General features: G+C 63.7%; 5 protein-coding genes. 2 read left to right on the top strand and 3 right to left on the bottom strand.

From position 1 onward, the window contains the following. Both EOA38_RS30690 and EOA38_RS30685 read right to left on the bottom strand, forming a co-directional pair. Nucleotides 1-745 (bottom strand): response regulator (locus tag EOA38_RS30690; RefSeq protein ID WP_127300993.1); only part of this gene is annotated, 745 nt, incomplete at its 3' end. Nucleotides 746-766: 21 nt separating this feature from the next. Next, nucleotides 767-1,138, bottom strand: coding sequence for a response regulator (locus EOA38_RS30685; protein WP_027166515.1), 372 nt, complete (start codon nt 1,136-1,138; stop codon nt 767-769). A 237-nt stretch (nt 1,139-1,375) separates the two neighbouring features. Here EOA38_RS30685 and EOA38_RS30680 point away from each other — a divergent pair, with 237 nt between their 5' ends. Together EOA38_RS30680 and EOA38_RS30675 are read left to right on the top strand one after the other, a co-directional pair. Then, a complete protein-coding gene (locus EOA38_RS30680; RefSeq protein ID WP_126093490.1) occupies nt 1,376-1,675 on the top strand; it encodes a DUF3572 domain-containing protein in 300 nt (99 codons plus the stop codon). Continuing rightward, complete coding sequence (locus EOA38_RS30675) at nt 1,672-2,325, top strand: hypothetical protein (protein WP_127300992.1); 654 nt, start codon at nt 1,672-1,674, stop codon at nt 2,323-2,325. The genes EOA38_RS30680 and EOA38_RS30675 overlap by 4 nt, the downstream gene beginning before the upstream one ends. A 15-nt stretch (nt 2,326-2,340) precedes the next feature. Here the strand turns inward: EOA38_RS30675 and EOA38_RS30670 are convergent. After that, nucleotides 2,341-3,647: hypothetical protein (locus tag EOA38_RS30670; protein ID WP_127300991.1), on the bottom strand; the 1,307-nt coding region annotated here is incomplete at its 5' end.

The raw sequence follows: 3,647 nt of genomic DNA, 5'->3' as shown, positions 1-3,647 counted from the left end.
GTTCGAGGCCGCGGATGATGCGTCTCTCCTCGCCCTCATCGGCCAGGAGCATGATCGGCAGGAAGCGGGTGCGGTCGAGCGAGCGCAGTTGCGAGCAGAGCCTGAGCGCATCGAAATCGGCGAAGGCCGTCGAGATCAGCACGCATTCATAGGATGCCTCGGCGGCCTGGAAGAAGCCGGCATTCGGATCGGTAGCGACGTCGAGTTCGGCGCTGCCGCGCAGCATCTTCTGAATGCGCTCGATCGACGACTTGCGCTCGTCGATCAGAAGCACCTTGGGCTTGGTGTCTTCGGTCGCGAAGTTGCGGCTCAAAAGCTCCTCGATGCCGATATTGCGCGTGGTCGAGGCGCGCAGCCGCAACTCGTCGGTCAGCGACTTCAGCCGGACCAGGCTCTTCACCCGGGTCATCAGCTGCAGATCATTGACCGGCTTGGTGAGGAAATCGTCGGCGCCGGCCTCGAGGCCGCGCACCCGGTCCGACACCTGGTCGAGCGCGGTGATCATGACGACCGGAATATGCGAGGTCGCCGGATCGCTCTTCAGCCGTTTGCAGACCTCGAACCCGTCCATGCCCGGCATCATCACGTCGAGCAGCACCACGTCGACCTTGCCGTTCTCGCAGGTCTCGATCGCGTCGGGGCCGTTGCCGGCCGTCAGCACCTCGAAATATTCGGCGAGCAGCCGGACCTCCAGCAGCCGCACATTGGCGGGGATGTCATCGACGACGAGGATCCGCGCGGTCATCTCAGAGGCTCCGGCTCGGCATCAGGCATCGCCCAGATAGGATTTGATCGTCTCGATGAAGCGCGGCACCGAGATCGGCTTGGAAATATAGGCCTCGCAACCGCCCTGGCGGATGCGCTCCTCATCGCCCTTCATCGCGAAGGCGGTGACGGCGATGACCGGGATCGAATGCAATTCGTCGTCTTCCTTCAGCCATTTGGTCACTTCCAGGCCTGAAACCTCGGGCAGTTGGATGTCCATCAGGATCAGGTCCGGCCGGTGCTGGCGCGCCAGGTCCAGTGCTTCCAGGCCGTTGCGCGTGCGAACCGTCTCGTAACCGCTGGCTTCGATGAGGTCCCGAAAGAGCTTCATGTTGAGCTCATTGTCCTCGACGATCATGACCTTCTTAGCCATCAATTTCCCGTCCCGACTGCCTCCGGAGCCGAAGACCGTCGTTATGCGTCCCTTCCGGATCGCACCCAACCCTTTTTCACTCTACGCCAATATCATTGACGAAACGGAAACCGGACGTTGGAAAAGCGTCAGGATTCCATCCGCGGGTGCAGGGCTGAAGCGGCTGAGACTTGCCGCAAGCGACGCTTGCCATTACTGCGGAGGAAAGACTCACATCCACACCAGCAGAAGGTAATGATGGCGAACGCAGCGTCAATGCGCGAGGAGGCGGAAACCCTTGCTGTCAGGGCGCTTGGCTTCGTCGCCGGCGACCCGGAGCTTCTGCCCCGCTTCCTGGCGATAACCGGTATCGAGGCGCACTCGATCCGCAAGGCGGCGCAGGAGCCGGGCTTCCTCGCCGGCGTGCTGCAGTTCATCCTCGCCCATGAGCCGACGCTTCTGCGCTTTGCCGAGGAGACCGGCACGCCGCCGGCCGCCGTCGGCAAGGCTTTGCGCGCGCTGCCGCTCGGCAATGACGATCACGAGCGCTCGACGTGAGCGACGATCCCGAGACCGCGCGTCAGATCGAGGAGCTTGCCGCCGACGACCGGCCGCTTCTGGTGCTGGACGTCGACGACGTCGTGCTCGAATTCGTCCGGCCCTTTCCGCATTTCCTGAAAACGCGCGGCTTCCAGTTGACGCTCGCCTCCTTCCGCCTCACCGGCAACATCGCCGAGACGGCATCCGGCCGGCTGATCGAGCAGGCCGAGGTCACGGCCCTTCTCGGCGATTTCTTCGACGCGCAGGCCGATTGGCAAAGCATCACCGACGGCGCCTCGGAGGCGCTGGCGATGCTCGGGCACCGCGCCGAGATCGTCCTGCTGACCGCCATGCCGCACAGGCATCGCGCCGCGCGCAGGGCGCATCTCGACGCACTCGGCCTGAACTACCCGCTGCTGACCACGGAAATGGCGAAAGGGCCGGCCATCGCCAAGCTGCGCGGCGCCAAGGGCAGGCCCGTCGGCTTTGTCGACGACCAGCCTTCCAATCTGATGTCGGCGCGCGACTCAGTCGCCGACGCGCACCTTTTTCACCTGATGGCTGACAATTCGCTGCGCGCCTTCCTGCCGCCGACTCCGGACGACATCATCTCTGTCGAGAGCTGGCGCGACGCGGCCCCGAAGATCGCGGGCGCTCTCGGCCTCTAAGGCGATACCAGGCCGCTAAGGCTGCAGCTTCGCTCCGGCGCCGCCATTGCCGTCCTGGCCCGAGCCGTCCTCTTGATCCGAGCCGTCGTCCTGGCCCGAGCCGTCATCCTGGCCGGCGCCGTCGTCCTGAACGGCATCGGCCGGCTTCAGCATGGCGCCATTGACCGTGACAGAACCGTCGGCCTTGGCATTGATGACCCATTCCAGCCGGCCATCGGGCAGCGTCTTGCCAAAACCTTTGACGGCGAGCGCGAAGGGGAACGCCTGTGCCAGTTGCTCGTCGCTCTTGGCCCCCTCTTGCAGGACCTGCACGATCTTGTCGTAGCCCGCGACATCGACGATCATTGTCGCATCCGGCTTCTTGCCCGGAAACGTCATCTCGCCTTCCATCGCGACCTCGATATCGCCGTTCTTCACCGTGCTGTGGCCAAGGACGAACTTGGGTGTCTTGGCCAGGAAATCGGCGACCAGAGCGTCGCCGAACTCATCCGACAGCGGCGGATTCTTATTGAGATCAAAGGCTTCGATCGCTTTCTTCGCCATGGTGTCGAGATCGATATTGGCGCCGCCGAAGTTCAGCTCGACATCCGTCGGGAGCAGAGCGACGCTCCAGCCGGGCAGCGTCTGCCGCGGGATCGTCAGGCCGGAAGCCTTGATCGCGTAGTCGACTTTGCCGTTCTGGGAGACGCCGTCCATGCCGAACGCGGCGCTGAACTGCGTCGCTCCGAACTTGCCGACAGGGCTCTCCACCTCGAAATCCTTGAAGCCGTAGTTGCCGTCGATCCTTTCCCAGACGGGCAGCGCGGCCTGCAAAAGCGTCTTGAGCTCCGCCTGGTTGGCCTTGAGCTTGGCTTCGTCCTCATTGGCCACGGCAAAGGCAAGCAGGTCGAGCAGCGGCTTCGTCCGCACGCCCTTGCCCTTCGCGTCCACCGACAATTCCGGCGCTTTCAGCGTCAACGGAAAATTCATTCCGCTGTCGGGATCGTCGACCTTGATCGTCTCGACGAAGCTCGAGACTTTTTGCGTCGCGGTGAAGTCGACACCGCCATTGGCCGACTTGGTGGCGGCGATGGTCGCGGTGCCGGCGCCGGTGGTGACGTCCGCCTGCTGCTTGGCTTCCCGCGATGTCATGGTCATGCCGGCCATCGAGCTGGCGCCGCTGGTGAAGGCGGCGAGGTTCGGATCGTAGACTGCGGTGCCCTTGCCGTCCTTGACCGCGAGTTGCATGCTTTGCGGACCTTCCGGTCCGTTGAATTCGAAAGACATGCTTTGCGAGAAATCCGAGGCGACGTCCCAAGAACCATCGCTGCGCGGCTTCACCG

Origin of the sequence: Mesorhizobium sp. M1E.F.Ca.ET.041.01.1.1, assembly GCF_003997355.1 — a bacterium.
Taxonomy (GTDB): domain Bacteria; phylum Pseudomonadota; class Alphaproteobacteria; order Rhizobiales; family Rhizobiaceae; genus Mesorhizobium.
Note: the sequence above shows the minus strand (reverse complement) of the source record. Positions and strands in the feature narration are given on the sequence as shown.